Origin of the sequence: [Empedobacter] haloabium (assembly GCA_008011715.2) — a bacterium.
Classification (GTDB): domain Bacteria; phylum Pseudomonadota; class Gammaproteobacteria; order Burkholderiales; family Burkholderiaceae_D; genus Rugamonas; species Rugamonas haloabia.
In genome coordinates this window covers 5,702,262-5,719,655 of the sequence record CP136508.1, presented here as the reverse complement: position 1 = coordinate 5,719,655, position 17,394 = coordinate 5,702,262, and the positions used below count along the sequence as shown (strand labels likewise).

General features: G+C 67.9%; 11 protein-coding genes and 1 pseudogene. 7 read left to right on the top strand and 5 right to left on the bottom strand.

Annotated elements, in window-relative coordinates:
- Positions 1-20 precede the first annotated feature (20 nt).
- From E7V67_024840 to E7V67_024825, 4 genes and pseudogenes are all read left to right on the top strand, one after another.
- The gene (locus tag E7V67_024840) at positions 21-2,720 is read left to right on the top strand and encodes a TonB-dependent receptor (protein WUR12879.1); all 2,700 of its coding nucleotides are present in this window, start codon (positions 21-23) and stop codon (positions 2,718-2,720) included.
- 130 nt (positions 2,721-2,850) lie between these two features.
- Positions 2,851-5,238, top strand: coding sequence for a M48 family metallopeptidase (locus tag E7V67_024835; GenBank protein ID WUR12878.1), 2,388 nt, complete (start codon positions 2,851-2,853; stop codon positions 5,236-5,238).
- A gap of 26 nt (positions 5,239-5,264) precedes the next feature.
- Positions 5,265-5,429, top strand: a pseudogene (locus E7V67_024830) (IS1595 family transposase).
- Between the two features lie 125 nt (positions 5,430-5,554).
- Positions 5,555-7,312: a M14 family metallopeptidase gene (locus tag E7V67_024825; GenBank protein ID WUR12877.1), complete on the top strand. Its 1,758-nt coding sequence runs from the start codon at positions 5,555-5,557 to the stop codon at positions 7,310-7,312.
- Between the two features lie 58 nt (positions 7,313-7,370).
- Here E7V67_024825 and ttcA read toward each other — a convergent pair whose 3' ends face one another.
- Genes ttcA through E7V67_024810 form a run of 3 tightly spaced genes read right to left on the bottom strand, consistent with a single transcriptional unit; the run spans position 7,371 to position 9,481 of the window.
- On the bottom strand, positions 7,371-8,288 hold the full coding sequence (gene ttcA, locus E7V67_024820; GenBank protein WUR12876.1) for a tRNA 2-thiocytidine(32) synthetase TtcA: 918 nt from the start codon (positions 8,286-8,288) through the stop codon (positions 7,371-7,373).
- On the bottom strand, positions 8,285-8,683 hold the full coding sequence (locus E7V67_024815; GenBank protein WUR12875.1) for a dihydroneopterin aldolase: 399 nt from the start codon (positions 8,681-8,683) through the stop codon (positions 8,285-8,287). The genes ttcA and E7V67_024815 overlap by 4 nt, the downstream gene beginning before the upstream one ends.
- A 27-nt stretch (positions 8,684-8,710) precedes the next feature.
- Positions 8,711-9,481 (bottom strand): SDR family oxidoreductase, encoded by a 771-nt coding sequence (locus E7V67_024810; protein ID WUR12874.1) that lies wholly within the window; start codon positions 9,479-9,481, stop codon positions 8,711-8,713.
- A gap of 65 nt (positions 9,482-9,546) precedes the next feature.
- On the opposite strand from E7V67_024810, the gene E7V67_024805 reads away from it, so the two are divergent.
- Both E7V67_024805 and E7V67_024800 read left to right on the top strand, forming a co-directional pair.
- On the top strand, positions 9,547-10,695 hold the full coding sequence (locus E7V67_024805; GenBank protein ID WUR12873.1) for an SAM-dependent methyltransferase: 1,149 nt from the start codon (positions 9,547-9,549) through the stop codon (positions 10,693-10,695).
- Between the two features lie 84 nt (positions 10,696-10,779).
- Positions 10,780-11,718 carry a J domain-containing protein gene (locus E7V67_024800; GenBank protein WUR12872.1) on the top strand — a complete coding sequence of 313 codons (939 nt, stop codon included), beginning with the start codon at positions 10,780-10,782 and terminating at the stop codon, positions 11,716-11,718.
- A 69-nt stretch (positions 11,719-11,787) separates the two neighbouring features.
- On the opposite strand, the gene E7V67_024795 is transcribed toward E7V67_024800, so the two are convergent.
- Positions 11,788-12,282 carry a chemotaxis protein CheW gene (locus tag E7V67_024795; protein ID WUR12871.1) on the bottom strand — a complete coding sequence of 165 codons (495 nt, stop codon included), beginning with the start codon at positions 12,280-12,282 and terminating at the stop codon, positions 11,788-11,790.
- Positions 12,283-12,418: 136 nt separating this feature from the next.
- Here E7V67_024795 and E7V67_024790 point away from each other — a divergent pair, with 136 nt between their 5' ends.
- Positions 12,419-13,969: a DUF3369 domain-containing protein gene (locus E7V67_024790; GenBank protein ID WUR12870.1), complete on the top strand. Its 1,551-nt coding sequence runs from the start codon at positions 12,419-12,421 to the stop codon at positions 13,967-13,969.
- A 104-nt stretch (positions 13,970-14,073) separates the two neighbouring features.
- Here the strand turns inward: E7V67_024790 and E7V67_024785 are convergent, their stop codons facing one another.
- A complete protein-coding gene (locus tag E7V67_024785; protein WUR12869.1) occupies positions 14,074-17,310 on the bottom strand; it encodes an EAL domain-containing protein in 3,237 nt (1,078 codons plus the stop codon).
- Between the last annotated feature and the right edge of the window lie 84 nt (positions 17,311-17,394).

Genomic DNA, 17,394 nt, shown 5'->3' with positions numbered 1-17,394 from the left:
CCAGGGAGAACCCAGCCAATATGAAGATCAAAAATCTTGTCGCCGCACTGCTTGGTGCGTATGGCGTGCCGCTACTGGCGCACGCCCAGGCCACGCAGCCGCTTACCGAGGCGGCTGCTCCCGCTGCCGCACCGACCGCCGTCATCGTCACCGGCTCGCGCATCGCCCGTGCCACCGTGGAGGGCCCGTCGGCCGTGACCGTGATCTCGGGCGCCGACATCACGCGCCAGGGCTACAAGAACGTGTTCGACGCGCTCAGCAACCAGGTTCAGAACAGCGGCTTCACGCAGGGCGCCGATTTCGGCAACACCTTCACGCCGTCGGCCAACACGCTGAGCCTGCGCGGCCTGGGGCCGAACCACACGCTGATCCTCTTGAACGGCCGCCGCCTGGCCGACTTCCCGATCGCCTACGAAGGCACGGTCAACTTCACCAACCTGGCCAATATCCCGTCGAGCATCGTCGAGCGCATCGAGATCCTGTCCGGCGGCGCCTCGGCGATCTACGGTTCCGACGCCATCGCCGGCGTCATCAACATCATCCTGAAGAACAAGGCCGACGGCTTCGACCTCAACGCCAAGGCCGGCACGTCGTCGCGCGGCGGCGGCGGCGACCGGCGCGTGCAGTTCACCGGCGGCCAGCAGTTCGGCAAGCTGACCACGGTATTCAGCCTGGAGGTGTCGGAACGCGACCGCCTGACCGCGCTGCAGCGCGGCTTCATGGCCGAACGCGACGGCACGCCGACCGATATCCTGTCGCGACGCAATCTCGACACCGGCAAGTACGTCGACCTGGGCAACGCCTGCACGGACTTCGCCGATATGTTCGATAACAGTGTGTTCCGCCATACGGTCAAGGCGGGCAGCTACTGCGCCAGCCGCAAGGCCGCCAACACCCACTGGTCCACGCAAACGCAGAACCGCAGCAAGAACGCCTTCGCCAGCGCGACCTACGACCTCGATGGCGATACCGTGCTGTTCGCCGACCTGCTGGTGGGCCGCAACGACACCGCCAGCAACACGCGCGGGCCGTCGTGGACGTCCGCCGCGACGGGCAGCGGCTACTTCCTGAACCAGAACACGGGCGCGTACGAAGTCTGGAAGCGCTACATCTCGCCGCAGGAAACGGGCGGCGTGCGCCGCTACGACCGCACCTGGGAAGACCGGGCACTGGCCGCCTCGCTGGGGGTGCGCGGCCACATCGGCAAGTCGGACTGGAAGTACGAGGCCGGCTACAGCGCCTCCGCCTACGAGAGCAAGAACCACGTGCCGCGCGCGCTGGCCAATATCGACAGCTTCTTCCTCGGCCCGCGCCTGGGCACGGACGCGGACGGCGTGGCGATCTATGCGCCCGATCCGGCCCGCCTGACGCGCCGCCTGACGCCGGCCGAATTCGACTCCATCACTGGCCAGGCCAACAGCGACGACGAATCCTGGACGCACACGCTGGCCGCCAGCGCCAGCGGCAAGCTGCTCGACCTGCCGGCGGGGCCGCTGCAACTGGCCGCCGTCGTCGAGGCGGGGCGCCAGGGCTTTACCAATACACCGGATGCGCGCATCAACGAAGGGTACTTCAACGCATTGCCGGGCAGCTTCGTCACCGCGGGCACGCGTACGCGCTACGCCGCCGGCGCGGAATTGAACATACCGCTGCTGGCAACGCTGACCGGCACGCTGGCCGGCCGCTACGACCGTTATGAATTCGCCGAGCGCAGCAACGGCAAGTTCACCTACAACGGCGGCCTGGAATTTCGCCCCCGCAAGGAGCTGCTGCTGCGGGCGAACTATGCCACCAGCTTCCGCGCGCCGGACATGAACTACATCTACAAGGCGCGCGGCACCGGCTATTACTCGTCCACGACGGATTACTACCGCTGCGCCGTCGCCGGCGAGCCGCTGGCCACCTGCGAGTTCGCCAACAAGTCGCCCGGCGCCGACTACGTGCAGAACGGCAGCCGCGACCTGAAGCCGGAGCAGGGCAAGTCATGGGGCGCCGGCATGGTTTGGTCGCCCAGCAGCGCGTTCGATGTGTCGCTCGACTACTGGAACATCAAGATCGACGACCTGGTCACCAACCTGGATGCGGACCAGCTGCTGCGCGACGAGGCGGCCTGCCGCCTGGGCGCGCTCGATATCGCCTCGGCCCTGTGCGCCGATACCCTCAGCCGCATCACGCGCTTTGCCGATAATGCGCCAGACCGGGCCGGCGAGATCAAGGAGATCCGGGTCAATCCGATCAACGCGGCCAAGGAAAGCGTCAGCGGCTTCGACGTCAGCGCCAAGTACGCATTGCGGACCGCGGACTACGGCACGTTCACGGTGCGCGGCAACTACACCAAGACGCTCACGCGCCGCTCGCAACAGTTCGCCGGCGACGAGGTGGAAGACCGCCTGCACGCCCTCGACAGCAGCGACTGGCCGGACAAGCTGGCGGCCAGTGTCAACTGGGACCGGGGCCCGGTGTCGACCACGCTGTTCGCCACGCGTTATGGCAAGCTCCCGAACGGGGCGGGGACCGGATACCTGACGCCGACCACGCTGGTCAACGTCAGCGCCGTGTACCGCTTCAGCGATCGCCTGACCTTGTCGCTGATCGTCAATAACCTGTTCAACAAGGTGAAATCGGATCCGAGCGGCGGCTGGCCGAACTACCCGATCGGCAGCTACAGCCCGCTGGGGCGGGTGGGCTGGCTCGAGCTGAATTACCACTTCGGTTCGTAGCCAAGCCGTGGCGCGACTGTCGTGGTCGCGCCACCGATCCATCCCTACCAGTGGGGGGTAGACACGGCAATTGATATACAAGTGCTAACTGTCTGAGTAGAATTTCCCGGGACTTTAGTCTTGGGGAACCATGATCGATACTATCACTAAGCAACCCACTGCCGGGTTGATCGGTCAGCTGGCCCAGCCATCGGCCGCCTACAAGCGCAGTGCCCGGTTAGCCGTGGCGGGCCTGCTGGGCTTCGTGCTGGGCTATTTCACGCTGGCCGCCTTTTTCCTGTGGAACGCGTGGCGCCTTGGCCATACCGCGCTGCATGCCGACGATGCCGGCCGCCTGTGGCTGCTGGTCGGCTGTAACGTCTTCTTCGGCCTGTTCATGCTGAAGTCGCTTTTCTTCGTCCGCCAGGCCATGCCTGCGGGGCTGACGGAGGTCACGGCGAAGGAAATGCCGCGCCTGTTCGCCTTCCTGCACGAGCTGGCCGATGCGGCCGGGGCGCCGCGCGCGCATCGTGTGTTCCTGTCGAACCGGGTCAACGCGGCGGTGTTCTACGACATCTCGCTGCTCAATTTGCTACTGCCCTCCAGGAAGAACCTGGAGATCGGCCTGCCCCTGGTGAACGCGCTGCCGCTGGGCGAGCTGCGCGCCGTGCTGGCGCACGAGTTCGGCCACTTCGCGCAGCGGTCGATGGCCGTGGGGCGCTGGGTCTATGTGGCGCAGCAGGTCGCCGGCCATCTGGTGGCGCAGCGCGACAAGTTCGACAGCCTGCTCGACTGGATGGCCCGCATCGATGTCCGCTTGCGCATTTTCGCCTGGGTGCTGCAACTGGTGGTCTGGTCGATCCGTTCGCTGGTCGAGATGGCGTTCCGCGTCGTGCTGCTGATGCAAAGCGCGTTGTCGCGCGAGATGGAGTTGCAAGCCGATCTCGTCGCGGTAGCGCTAACCGGCAGCGATGCGTTGGTCCACGCGCTGCACCGGCTGCACGCGGCCGACGATGCATGGCAGCGCGCGCTGCAGTTCGCCCACAACGAGGCGGCACAGGGCTGCGCCGTGGCAGACGTGTACGCGGTGCAGAGCCTGATCACCCGCCGCATGGCGGCGATTCTTGACGACGATGCCTACGGCCGCGTGCCACCGGTGCCGGCCGAGGCGCCGGCGCGGCACCGCGTGTTTCGCGAGCAGTTGGGCCATCCGCCCAGGATGTGGCAAAGCCATCCGCTCAATCACGAGCGTGAGGAGAACGCCAAGCGCCACTACGTCGCTGCCGCCATCGACGGCGCCAGTGCCTGGTCGCTGTTCGAGCAGCCGGCCGTCCTGCGCGAGCGCATGAGCGCTGCGCTGGTCGGCCACCCGCAGCCGCCGCTGGCGCCAGTGCCGCTGCCGGACACGCTGCAGAAGGTCGCGCGGCTGTATCGCCGCGAGCAGTTCAACCGTCGCTATTGCGGGATTTACTTCGGCCGCGACATCGCGCGCCACGCGGCCTGCGCGGCCGACCTGCGCCAGCCGGTGCCGGCCGATGTCGCCTACGGCGCCACCCTGTATCCCGCGACGCTGCGCGACGACGTGCGCCAGCTGCGTGCGTTGCGCGAAGAACGCGAGCAGTTGCAGGCGCTGGTCGTCGGCCGGACGACGGCGCGCGACGGGCGCGTGCGCCTGCGCGGGGAAAATTGCGCGCGGCGCGAGCTGCCGGCGGCGCTGGCGCGCACCACGCGCGAGCTGGAGGAAGTGGAAGAGCGCCTGCGCGCGCACGACCTGCGCTGCCGCGGCTGGCACCAGGCGATGGCGCGCCAGTTGGGCGGCGGCTGGCAGGAATACCTGGACGGCCTGCTGGCCGTGCTGCATTACGCCGAGCACGCCGCTGCCGACGTCGCCGACGCGCACGGCGCAGCGATGAACGTCGTCGCTGTCGAGACGGCCGCGCGGCGCATTGGCAGCGACGCCATCCTCCGCGTCGTCACGTCGGCCAACGGCCTGCATCGTGTGCTGGAGCTGGTCTACCGGACAGCCAGCCACCTGGCGCTCGACGCCAGGCTGTGCCGGCGGCTCGGCGCCGAGGAAGGCTGTCGCGAGCTGCTGGGCGAATTCCTGCTGCCGCCAGCGCAGCCCGACAACCTGGGCAGCTGGCTGCCGGCGGTCGGGCACTGGGTCGAACATACGCTGAACCGGCTGTCGGCGTTGCGCTCGGCGGCGCTCGAACAGTTGCTGGTGGCGGAAGCGCTGGTCGCGCGGCACGCCCGCCGCGGCACGGTGCCGCAACCCGCGCCGGCGCCCACGACCGTCCCGGCCGGGTATGCGACGCTGCCGCCGGGCGCCGAGCGGCCGCGCCGGGACAAGCTCGACCTGTGGACCCGCTTCCTGCGCGCCGATGGCTGGCTGCCGGGCGGCGCGCGGCTGCTGGTTGCCGCCAGCATTGTCGCCGTCACCCTGTTCGCGGGACTGGAGCAGGGCACGTCCACGGCGCCGCAGGGGAACAGGACCGACGCGCTCAATGCGGCCGGCAGCGTGGTGCTGGTGAAATAACGGTCGCCGCACGGCCAGGGGCGCGCGTCAACAGCTGCCACGGCCGGTTCAAGAACTGGCTGAAGCGCTTCAATGGTGTCGCCAGCAAATACCTGCCCAACTACCTGGGCTGGCGCCATGCGCTCGATGCCGGATGCGTGGCGACGCCGCAGCAGTTGCTGCGCGCGGCGCTGTTTCTCATCGTCATTTGAGCGCGGGTGTATGCCGGAAGGAAAATTCATTAGGACGAGGGCACAGCGCCTTTCACTATAATGCTTCGGCAGCCGGCCGGCATCGCAAGGTGCCGGCCTCTTTTCATTCCACCGGAGTCCTGTGCATGATTCGTACCGCCCTCGCGCTAGCCTTGCTGTCCGCCGTCCCCCTGACCCACGCCGCACCCGATCTCACCACCGTGGCCGAACGCTCCGGCTACGAAGCCACCGGGCGTTACGACGAGGTGGTCAAGCTGTGCGCCGATTTCCAGAAGGCGTATCCGAAGGCGGTGCGCTGCTTCGAGTTCGGCCGCACGCCGGAAGGGCGGCCGATGCTGGCGCTGGCGGTGTCGAAAAGCGGCGCGCTGACGGCGCAGCAGGCGAAGAAGCTGAACGTGCCGGTGCTGCTGGTGCAAGGCGGCATCCATGCCGGCGAGATCGACGGCAAGGATGCCGGCTTCCTGGCGCTGCGCCACGCGCTGGACGGCAAGGCGGCCAGCGGCACGCTGGACAAGCAGGTGCTGCTGTTCGTCCCTGTCTTCAACGTCGATGGGCACGAGCGCTTCGGCAAGTGGAACCGCCCGAACCAGCGCGGCCCCGTCGAGATGGGCTGGCGCGTCACGGCGCAGAACTACAACCTCAATCGCGACTACGTGAAGGCGGACGCGCCCGAGATGCAGGCCATGCTGGCGCTGGTGAACGCATGGGACCCGCTGGCCTATATCGACTTGCACGTGACCAACGGCGCAAAGTTCCAGCCGGACGTGTCGATCCAGGTGGAACCGGTGCATGGCGGCGACGAGGCGCTGAAGGTGGCCGGCACGGCACTGCGCGAGAACGTCATGGCCGACCTGCGCAAGCAAGGCTCCGACCCGAAGCACTTCTACATCTCGTTCGCCAAGACCGACGATCCGCAGTCCGGCTTCGTCGACGAGATGTCGACGCCGCGCTTCTCGACCGGCTACTTCCCGCTGCGTAACCGCTTCGCGATGCTGGTCGAGACGCACTCGTGGAAGGATTACCCGACGCGCGTGAAGATCACCTACAACACCATCGTGTCGGTGCTGGACCAGGTGGCGCGGCACGGTGCCGAATGGCGCAAGCTGGCGCTGGCGGCGGATGGCCGCGCGGCCGCGCTGGCCGGCCGCGAATTCCCGCTCAGCTACCGCACCACCGACAAGACGCGGACGATCGATTTCGCCGGTTACGAATACACCCGCACGCCTTCCGACGTGTCCGGCGGCGTCTGGACGAAGTACGACGAGACCAAGCCGCAGCTGTGGCGTGTGCCGCTGCGCGACGAGGTGGTGCCGGACCGCCTCGTCACGGCGCCAGCGGGCGGCTACCTGGTGCCCGCCGCGCAGGCGGCCATGGTGGCGACCAAGCTGCGCCAGCATGGCGTGACGTTCAAGGTGCTGGGCAGCGCGCCCGGCAAGGTCGATGTCGAGGCCTTCCGGGCCGACGCCACGAAGCTCACGCCGCAATCGGTCGAGGGTCACCAGATGATGGCGCTGGAAGGCAGCTGGAAGCCGGAGGCGCGCGAGATCGGCAAGGGCGCGCTGTTCGTGCCCATCGCGCAGCCGAAGGCACGCCTGGTGATGACGATGCTGGAACCGCAGGGCGCCGACTCGCTGGCCGCGTGGGGCCTGTTCAACGTTTCGTTCGAGCGCAAGGAATACATGGAGGAGTATGTCGCCGAGGAGGTGGCGCGCGAGCAGCTGCAAGACCCGCAGGTGGCCGCCGCGTTCCAGGCAAGGCTGGACAGCGATCCGGCATTTGCGAAGAGCCCGCGCGCCCGGCTGGAGTTCTTCGCCCGCCGCCATGCTTCGTGGGACGAGCGCTTCAATCTGTATCCGGTGCTGCGGACGGCGCGGGTGTTCTGATCGATCGGTAAGACATGCCTGAAAAATGGGGTCTGTCCCCATTTTTCAGGCAACGAACTTATTGCTGCTGCAGCGGGATGATGCCCGGCACGGTCGCCGGCGTGCTGCACGGCTCCTCGTCGAAGGCGATGTCGCCCAGCGGGTTGGGCACGCCATCGGTCTTCAGGTCGGTGAAGCCGAACAGGTTGCGGTCCATCAGGTGCGACGGGATCACGGTGGACAGCGACGAGAACACGCTCTCGACCCGGCCCGGATGCTTTTTCTCCCACTCGCGCAGCATGGCCTTGATCTGCTTGCGCTGCAGGTTCTCCTGCGAGCCGCACAGGTCGCACGGGATGATCGGGAAGCCTTTGACCTGCGCGTAGCGCTCGGTGTCCTCTTCCTTCACGTAGGCCAGCGGCCGGATCACCATGTGCTTGCCGTCGTCCGAGACCAGCTTGGCCGGCATGCCCTTCAGCTTCCCGCCGAAGAACATATTCAGGAAGAAGGTCTCGAGGATATCGTCGCGGTGATGGCCCAGCGCGATCTTGTTCGCGCCCAGTTCGTCCGCCACGCGGTACAGGATGCCGCGGCGCAGGCGCGAGCACAGCGAGCACGTGGTCTTCCCTTCCGGGACCAGGCGCTTGACGATGCTGTAGGTGTCCTGGTTCTCGATGTGGAATGCCACGCCCAGTTCCGTCAGGTAGGCCGGCAGGATATGGGCCGGGAAGTTCGGCTGCTTCTGGTCCAGGTTGACGGCGACGATGTCGAAGTGGATCGGCGCGCGCTCGCGCAGGGTCATCAGGATGTCGAGCAGGGCGTAGCTGTCCTTGCCGCCGGACAGGCAGACCATCACCTTGTCGCCGTCCTCGATCATGTTGAAGTCGCCGATGGCCTGGCCCACCAGGCGGCACAGGCGCTTGTGCAGCTTGTTGTTCTCGTAGGCGACCTTCTCGGCGGTTTTGTCGTTCAGCGGCGTATCGATGACGGCGTTCATACGTCTTCCTTGATCTTGAATACCTCGACGCCGACGCCTTCGCAGTCCGGATACACGTCCGGCTTCATCGTCGACACGCGCACGGCGCGCACGCGCGGATGCGTCAGCATGGCCGCGACGACGTCGTCGCACAGCGTCTCCTGCAGGTGCACGTGGCCTTGCGCCATGCGGCGCGCGATGGTCTCGCGCATGAAGTCGTAGTCGACCACTTCGTGCAGCTCGTCGGCTTTGGGCGTCGAGACGGCCAGCGGGATGTACAGGTCGACGTTGATCAGGACGCGCTGCTCGCCCTTCTTCTCGAAATCGTGCACGCCGATATTGATCTGCACTTCGTAATTGCGCAGGAACAGCCGGCGGCAGTCCTGCAGGCGGGGATGGGTGAGGGCGGACAGCATGGTTTTACCTTCAAAGAATCGGATACTTTATTGTGCGAGGAACATCACGTCGCGCGGCAGGGGCATCAGGTGCTGGCCGCCGTCGACCAGCAAGGTGGTGCCCGTGACCGCGCGCGCCGTGGCGGCATACAGCACGGCCGCCACCACGTCTTCCGGCGCGCTGGAACGGCCCAGCGGCGTCTGCGCGTGCGCCTTGGCGAAACCTTCTTCGCTCTGGTCGCCGGACACCAAGGTGATCCCCGGCGCCACGCCGACCACGCGCAGCTTCGGTGCCAGCGCCTGGGCCAGCATCGTCGTGGCCGTGTGCAGCGCCGCTTTCGACAGGGTGTACGACAAAAAATCGGGATTGAGATTGTACAGCTTCTGGTCCAGCAGGTTGACGACGACGGCCTGGCTGCCGGCCGGCGTGTGCTCGTGCAGCGACTGCGCCAGCAGCAGCGGCGCGCCCAGGTTGGCGTGCATGTGGGCGTCCAGCCGGGCCAGCGTGAAGTCGGCCGCGCTGTCGTAGTCGAACAGCGAGGCGTTGTTGACGACGCAGCTGACGCGGCCCAGCGCGGCGACGGCGGCGGGCAGCAGCTCCTTGACGGCGGCCTCGCTGGCCAGGTCGGCATGCAGCGCCACGGCGCGGCGGCCCAGGGCCTGGATGCGGGCGACGACATCCTCGGCCTCGGCGCGCGAGGCGCGGTAGTGGACGGCCACGTCCCAGCCTGCCTGGGCCATGCCCAGCGCGATGGCGCGGCCGATGCGCCGGCCCGCGCCCGTCACCAGCGCCACCGGGGCAAGCGCCGTTTCAGTCATAGTCACTCCAGAAGATGAGGAAACATCAATATTGCCGGGCGCGCGCGATTCGCTACAATGCGGGGATGTCCCTACCCGCACCTTCCGCCGACGCGCTGGCCGCGTCGCACGCCCTGCAGCACCGTATCGCCGCCGACATCGCCCGGCATGGCGGCGCCATCCCGTTTGCCAGCTTCATGGAACAGGCGCTGTACGCGCCGGACCTCGGCTATTACAGCGGCGGTGCCGCCAAGTTGGGCAAGGATGGCGATTTTACAACCGCGCCGGAGATGTCGCCGCTGTTCGGCGCCGCGCTGGCACAGGTCGCGGCCGCTATTATGGCGCAAAGCGCCCCGCACATCCTCGAATTCGGCGCCGGCACCGGCAAGCTGGCGCGCGATGTGCTGACCGAACTGGCGGCGCAGGGCGTCACCGTCGAGCGGTACGCGATCGTCGAACTGTCCGGCGAGCTGCGCGCGCGCCAGCAGGAGGCGCTGCGCGACTTCCCGCAGGTGACGTGGCTGGATGGCATTCCCGAGCGCTTCGACGGCGTCATCCTCGGCAACGAGGTGCTGGACGCGATGCCGGTGCACCTCGTCATGAAAACGGACGACGGCTGGCGCGAGCTGCACGTGACGGTGGCCGATGGCCGCTTCGCCTACCAGCCGGCGCCGCTGCCGCCCGTGCTGGCGGCGCAGCTGGCCAGCCAGGTGCCGGAAGCGGACCAGCTGCCGCCAGGGTATGTGACGGAGCTGCATGGCACCGCCTGCGGTTTCATGGGCAGCGTGGGCGCCCTGCTGGCGCGCGGCAAGGGCGCCGCGATCCTGCTCGACTACGGCTTTCCCGGCCACGAGTTCTACCATCCGGACCGCGCCACGGGCACCTTGATGTGCCACTACCGCCATCATGCTCACGACGATCCGTTCTACCTGCCCGGCCTGCAGGACATCACGGCGCACGTGGACTTCACGGCGATGGCGCTGGCGGCGCAGGACGCCGGTGCCGACGTGATCGCCTACATGAGCCAGGCCACGTTCCTGCTGGGCGCGGGCATCGGCGAGCTGCTGCTGCGCACCGATCCGGCCGACGCGATGCGCTACCTGCCGCAGGCGAACGCCGTGCACAAGCTGCTGTCGCCGGCCGAGATGGGCGAGCTGTTCAAGGTACTGGTGGTGGGCAAGGACGTCGAGCTGCCGGCCGCGCTGGCCGCCAGCGACCGGGCCCATCGGCTGTAGAGCGAGCAGGCATGATGAGTTCGGCTATTATGGTTGACCTGGCGCGAAACCCCGTCGTGGCGCGCGGCTGACAATATTGATGCGATGGGAAAGATACATACACACTATGACAACCTGAAGGTGGCGCGCGGCGCGCCGCAGGAGGTCATACGTGCCGCCTACAAGGCACTGAGCCAGAAATACCATCCCGACAAGAACCCGGGCGACGAAAAAGCCGCCCGGATCATGGCGATCGTCAACACGGCCTACGGCACGCTGGCCGACCCGCAGCGCCGCAAGGAACACGACGACTGGATCGCCCAGGAGGAATTCGAGGTCGAGTGGCTGGAGAGTACGCGTGAAGAGCGCTCGGTGGATGCGCCGGCGCAGGCCTGGGCCGACCAGCCGGAGGGCCAGCGCCGCCGCGTGGCACTGGGGCGCAACTGGCGCTGGTGGCTGTCCATCGCCTGCAGCCTGGGGCTGGGCTGGGTGGCTGGCGTGATGACGGTGGCCGAGCCGCGCCAGGTGTCCACGGTGCTGGCATCGGCCTGGGGCGGCAGCCCGAGCGGCCTGACGGCCAGCGCGAGCCGGCCGTACACGCGGGCCGAGCGGGATGCGGAAGCGGAGGGCTGGGGCACGGCGGCCGGCCGTGTACCGGGCGACGCCGACGACAGCGCACCGATCAAGGTCATGGCCGTGTCGCAGGTGGTACTGCCCGACGCCAGCGGCGAATGCGACAACGAGACCCCGGCGCTGGTGGCACCGAACGGCGAGCCGTGGCCGACGCGCTCCGGCTACGTGTCCGGCTTCCCCGTCGCCAACAAGGGCCAGGACATGGAACTCACCCTGGACAATACCAACAACGCCTTCCCCGTATTCATCAAGGTCTACGACCTGGAACGCCACGCCAACGTGCGCTACGTGTTCGTGCAGGCGCACGACCGGCACATCGTCGACGAGCTAGCGACGGGGCGCTACGAGATCCGTTACCAGAACATCGACCTGGCCGGGAAGAGCGCCTGCTCGCGGCGCCAGGGCGGGTAAAAACACCGGGGTCAGGCACCTGTTTTCGAGTCTTCGACTCGAAAACAGGTGCCTGACCCCACGGGTTTCCTATGGATTGATCGGATCGTTCAACCCCATCTCCGGGCTCGACATCAGCTTGTCGATATCCATCAGGATCAGCATCCGTTCGCCAATCGTTCCGAGCCCGATCATGAATTCCTGCGAGAACGCCGTGCCCATTTCCGGCGACGGCTTGATCTGGTCGGGCGTCAACGTCGTCACGTCGGACACGCTGTCCACCACCATGCCGACCACGCGGCCCTTGATGTTGAGGATGATCACCACGGTGAACTGGTCGTACACCGGCTCGCCCAGGTGGAACTTGATGCGCATGTCCACGACCGGAATGATGATGCCGCGCAGGTTGATCACGCCCTTGATGAATTCCGGTGCGTTGGCGATGCGCGTCACCGCCTCGTAGCCCCGGATTTCCTGCACCTTCAGGATGTCGATGCCGTATTCCTCGCGGCCCAGCGTGAAGGCGAGAAATTCGCGGCCGGCGCCGTCGGCGCCGCTGTCCGGCTGGTCTGGATGGTCTTGCATGATCTGCTCCCCCGAATGATTGTGGTCAAAGCGTACCAGACTCCCGTGCCATTTGCGGCACGGCAAGTTTTCGTTGGCACCGCCGCGGCTTCTGATTTATGCTGCGTAACAACCTACGGAGACCGAAGGAGCACGCATGACGGATTCGACTGCTGCCGATGATAACTGGCTGCTGGACGAAGAGGAAGACGAGCACTCGCAATCGACCCCGCCGGACCAGCGGCAGTGGCGCGTGCTGATCGTCGACGACGACCAGGACGTGCACGCCGTGACCCGGCTGGCGCTGCGCAATGTCACGTTCAAGGACCGCGAGCTGGAGCTGTTTTCCGCCTACAGCGGCCGCGAAGGCTTCGACATCCTGGCCAACACGCCCGACATCGCCCTGGTGCTGCTGGACGTGGTGATGGAAACGGACGACGCCGGCCTGGTGCTGGCGCGCCGCATCCGCGAGGAGCTGCACAACGCCATCGTGCGGGTCGTGCTGCGCACCGGCCAGCCCGGCCAGGCGCCGGAACAGCGCGTCATCGTCGAATACGACATCAACGACTACAAGGCCAAGACCGAGCTGACGACGCAGAAGCTGTTCACGACGGTGATCTCGGCGCTGCGCGCCTACGAGAGCCTGAACATGCTGGAACGCAGCCGTGTAGGTCTTGGCAAGATCCTGGCCGGGGCAACCAATCTGTACCAGATCCATTCCCTGCGCGAGTTCGCATCCGGCGTGTTGAACCAGGTCTCGGCGATCCTCGACGTGGGCGCCGATGGCGTGCTGTGTCTGATGCAGGGCGACACCGGCACGACGACCGTCGTCGCGGCCACGGGCGGCTACACGCCGCTGGCCGACGCGGAGCACCTGCCGGTCGACCACACGCTGGCGCCGACGATCGCCAAGGCTTTCGCGGAGAAGAAAAGCCAGTTCGACCACCCGGCCAACGTGCTGTACATCCGCACCCAGGAGCACCGCGACGTGGCGATCTCGGTCACGCCACCGTGGCCGCTGGCGCAGATCCAGCGCGACCTGCTGGAAGTGTTCTGCGAACGCATCGCCGCCGCCTTCGACAACCTGTACATGTTCGGCCAACTGCGCAAGGCGCAGGAAGCAACGGTGATCGCGCTGGCCGACCTGGCCGAATTCCGCGACGGCGACATCAAGGGCCACGTGCGGCGGGTGCAGCAGCTGTCGTCGAGCATCGCCGCGCGCATGAAGGAACGGGGCGCCTACCCGGACCAGCTGACGCCGCAGCTGCTGGACATGATCGGCCTGGCCAGCATTCTGCACGACGTCGGCAAGGTGGCCACGCCGGACCACATCCTCCTGAAGCCGGGCGCGCACACGGAGGAAGAGCGCACGCACATGCAGGCGCATGCATCGGTCGGGCAGAAGGTGCTGGAGCGGGCGGCCGGCATGGTCGACGGCGTCAGCTACCTGACCTACGGCGCCGAGATCGCCGGCGCGCACCACGAGCATTTCGACGGCAGCGGCTATCCGAACGGCCTGCGCGGCAACGCCATTCCGCTGTCCGCCCGCATCGTCGCGGTGGTGGACGTGTACGATTCGCTGATGCACGAGCGGACCTACAACGAAGCATGGCCGCAGGCGGCGGCGCTGCAGTACATCCGCGAGCGCAGCGGCACGCAGTTCGATCCGGAGGTGGTGGCCGCGCTGGAGGACATCGTCAGCGCTTGAGGGTTGGGGTCTGTCCCCGGATGGGGACTGACCCCGGTTTTCATCGCGACACATGAGCCGGCGAATAAAACCGGGGTCAGTCCCGCAGGGACAGACCCCAGACATCACACAGTTTCGGCGGCGCTGGCCAGCATCTCGAACTCAGCCACGGTAACCGGCCGCGCAAACAGATACCCCTGCGCCTCGTCGCAGCGCTTGCCGCGCAGGAAGTCGGCCTGCGCCTGCGTCTCGACGCCTTCCGCGATCACCTCCAGCCCCAGCGCGTGGGCCAGCCCGATCGTGGCCGAGACGATGGCCGCGTCGTCCGGGTCGGTCTCGATGTCCTTGACGAAGCCGCGGTCGATCTTGATCCGGTCCAGTTCGAACAGCTTCAGGTACGACAGCGACGAGTAACCGGTGCCGAAATCGTCGATGGCGACCTTGATGCCGCGCGCGCGCAGCTGCTGCAGCAGCTCGCGGCTGCGTTCCGGGTCCTGCATCGCGGCCGTTTCCGTGATCTCCAGCTCCAGCAACGCCGGATCGATGCCGGTCTCGCGCAGCAGGCGGTCCAGCAGCGGCAGCAGGCCGGTGCCGTGGCACTGGCGCGCGGACAGGTTGACGGCCAGGCGCAGGTGGCCCAGGCCCAGGCCGCGCCAGCGGTCCAGCAGCTGCACGGCGCGGCGCAGCGCCCAGTCGCCCAGCGGCAGGATCAGGCCGGACTCCTCGGCGATCGGAATGAAGCGGTCCGGTCCCACCATGCCCAGCTCCGGATGGTGCCAGCGCAGCAGCGCTTCGGCGCCGATCACGGCGCCGCTGCGCAGGTCGATCTGGGCCTGCAGGAACAGCTCGAACTCGTCCTGCTCGAGCGCCTGCCACAGGCGGTTTTCCAGCAGCAGGCGCTCGTGCGTGGCGGCGTTCATCTCGGCCGAGAAGAACTGGAAATTGCCGCGGCCGCAGCTCTTGGCCGCGTACATCGCCGTGTCGGCGTGGCGCAGCAGGGTGCTGCTGTCGTCGCCGTCGGACGGGAACATGGCCACGCCCACGCTGGCGCCGCTGTGCACCGTCAGGCCCTGCAACTGGTACGGCCGCGCCAGCACCTCGACGATACGGCTGGCCAGGTGGCTGACGATGTCCGGCGTGACGGTGCCGGAGGTCAGCACGATGAATTCGTCGCCGCCCAGGCGGGCGATGGTGTCGACGTCGCGCAGCAGCTCGCGCAGGCGGCCCGCCACGGCGATCAGCAGCTGGTCGCCGGTCTGGTGGCCGTGGGTGTCGTTGATCTTCTTGAAGTGGTCCAGGTCGAGGAACATCACGGCCGCGCTGCCGCCTTCGCGCCGGGTGCGCGCCAGCAGCTGGTCCAGCCGCAGGTTCAGCGACAGGCGGTTGTCCAGGCCCGTCAGCGGGTCGTGGTGGGCCAGGCGGTAGATGCGTTCCTGGGCGCGCTGCTGCTCCGTCAGGTCGTGCAGGATCGCCACGAACAGGTGCTCGCCCGGCAGCTCCACCTCGCTGACGGAAACGGCCAGCGGGAACGACACCCCTTCGCGGCGCCAGCCGGTCGCCTCGTACGACTGGCTGGCGCCGGCGGCGATGCGGCGCAGCAGGGCGGCCGGCGCCTCGCCGTGCGTGGCCGGCAGCAGCTGCACCAGCGGCAGACCGGCCATTTGTTCGGGCGCGTAGCCGAACAGCCGGCCGGCCGCGCCGTTGGCCGAGACCAGCATGCCGGTGCCGTCGATCGTCAGGATGGCGTCGGCCGCCTTGTCCAGGATGGCCTGGAGACGCGCCTCGCGCTCCTGCAGGCGCGCCGTGCTTTCCTCCACGCGGGCCTGGATTTGCGCCCGCTCGCCGCTGGACAGCAGCAGCAAGCCGCCCAGCAGACCTGTCAGCAGCAGGCCGGCCGCCAGCACGGACCAGCTCTGCCAGCCGCGCTGGCTGGCCACATAGGCGGCCGTCGGCGTCAAGGTCAGCAGGTAGTCGCGCCCGCCGAAGTGGATGGTCTGGCGCAGCGTGCCGGCCGGGTGGGGCGCGCCGGCATCGTCGGCCATGGCCAGTCGGGTGCCCGTGGCCACGTCGTCGATGCTGGCGACCAGGTGCGGGAAGCCAACCTGCTGCAGCACGCTGGCCAGGTAGCTCTCCAGCTGCACCGACATCAGGAGCATGCCGACCGCGTCGCCGCCGTCCGGCGGCCGCACGGCCTGCAGCAGCACCACGCCGGGCTTCAGGTCCTTGCGGATCAGCTGCAGCGGCGCACTGGCGGTCGGCTCGTCGCTTTGCAGGGCGCGCCGCACGGCGGCGGCGCGCGACGGCTCGGCCAGCATGTCCAGCCCCAGGTAGATGCGGTTGCCGCGCGGCTCGATGAAGGTGGCCACCATGTATTCGGGGCGCGCGCCGACCGGCTGCATGACGCCGTTCTCGTCCGGCGCGCGGATGGCGAAGCCAGGATCGACATGCTCGCGGCCCCAGCGTTCGAAAGCGTCGCGCTCGTCCGCCGCCACCGGGCGCAGCCAGCTCATCGACAGCATTTCCGGATGGCGTGCCAGATAGCCTTGCGCCACGCGCTGGAAATCCTTGCCCTTCATCGCCAGCCCATGGCCATTGATGGCGCTGGACATGGCGAACAGGAAGCGCTCGTGTTCGGACAGCTTGGCCTGCAGCAGGTCGCTGGCCTGCTGCGCCTTCAGCTGCACCGTCTGCATCTGCTGGTTCCACTCCCAGCTGCGCACGTTGACGAAGATCGTCACGAACATGGCGGTCAGCACCAGCAGCGGCAGGCCGACCAGCCAGCGGCGCCGGCGCCACAGGCGGCGCGGCCGGCCGCACAGGATCCAGACCAGGGGGGCCGCCAGCAGCATGCCCAGCGTATCGCCGACCCACCAGGCCAGCCAGTTCGGCCCCAGGTCGCCGCCCGGCAGCACGCCCAGCAACGCCAGGCCGCACAGCGACAGGGTGCTGCTCGTCAGCGCAAGCACCGGGGCCAGCAGCAGGAAGCGCAGCACGTCGCGCCCGGAGTCGATGCCGGGATCGATCCAGCGCAGGAAGGCATGCATGGCGATGTAAGCCTGCAGCGACGCGGTGCCGGCCGCGAGCGCGGCGGCGCCCAGCCGGGCGGGCAGGGCCAGGTCGGGCTGGACCAGCGGCAGCGTGATCAAACTCATGACGGCGGTGCCGAGGGCAACGCCGGGCAGCAGGCGGGCGCCGCCGCTGACGAGGGCGGCCAGCGCAATGCCGGCAGGCAGGAACAGCGGTGTCGCAAACCCTGGCGCGAGCGCCAGTTGCATGCCGGCGCGGCCGGTCGCGGCGTACGCGGCCGCCAGTAACAGGTTGGCCAGCAGCAGGCTGGGCCAGCTGCGCAGTCGGGTGTTCAATCGAGACTCCAGGCGAGAAACGGCATGCGGGGAGGCGCAAACAAGGACGCCAGCCGCGCGGCGCCGGGGCGATTCTATAGCAAT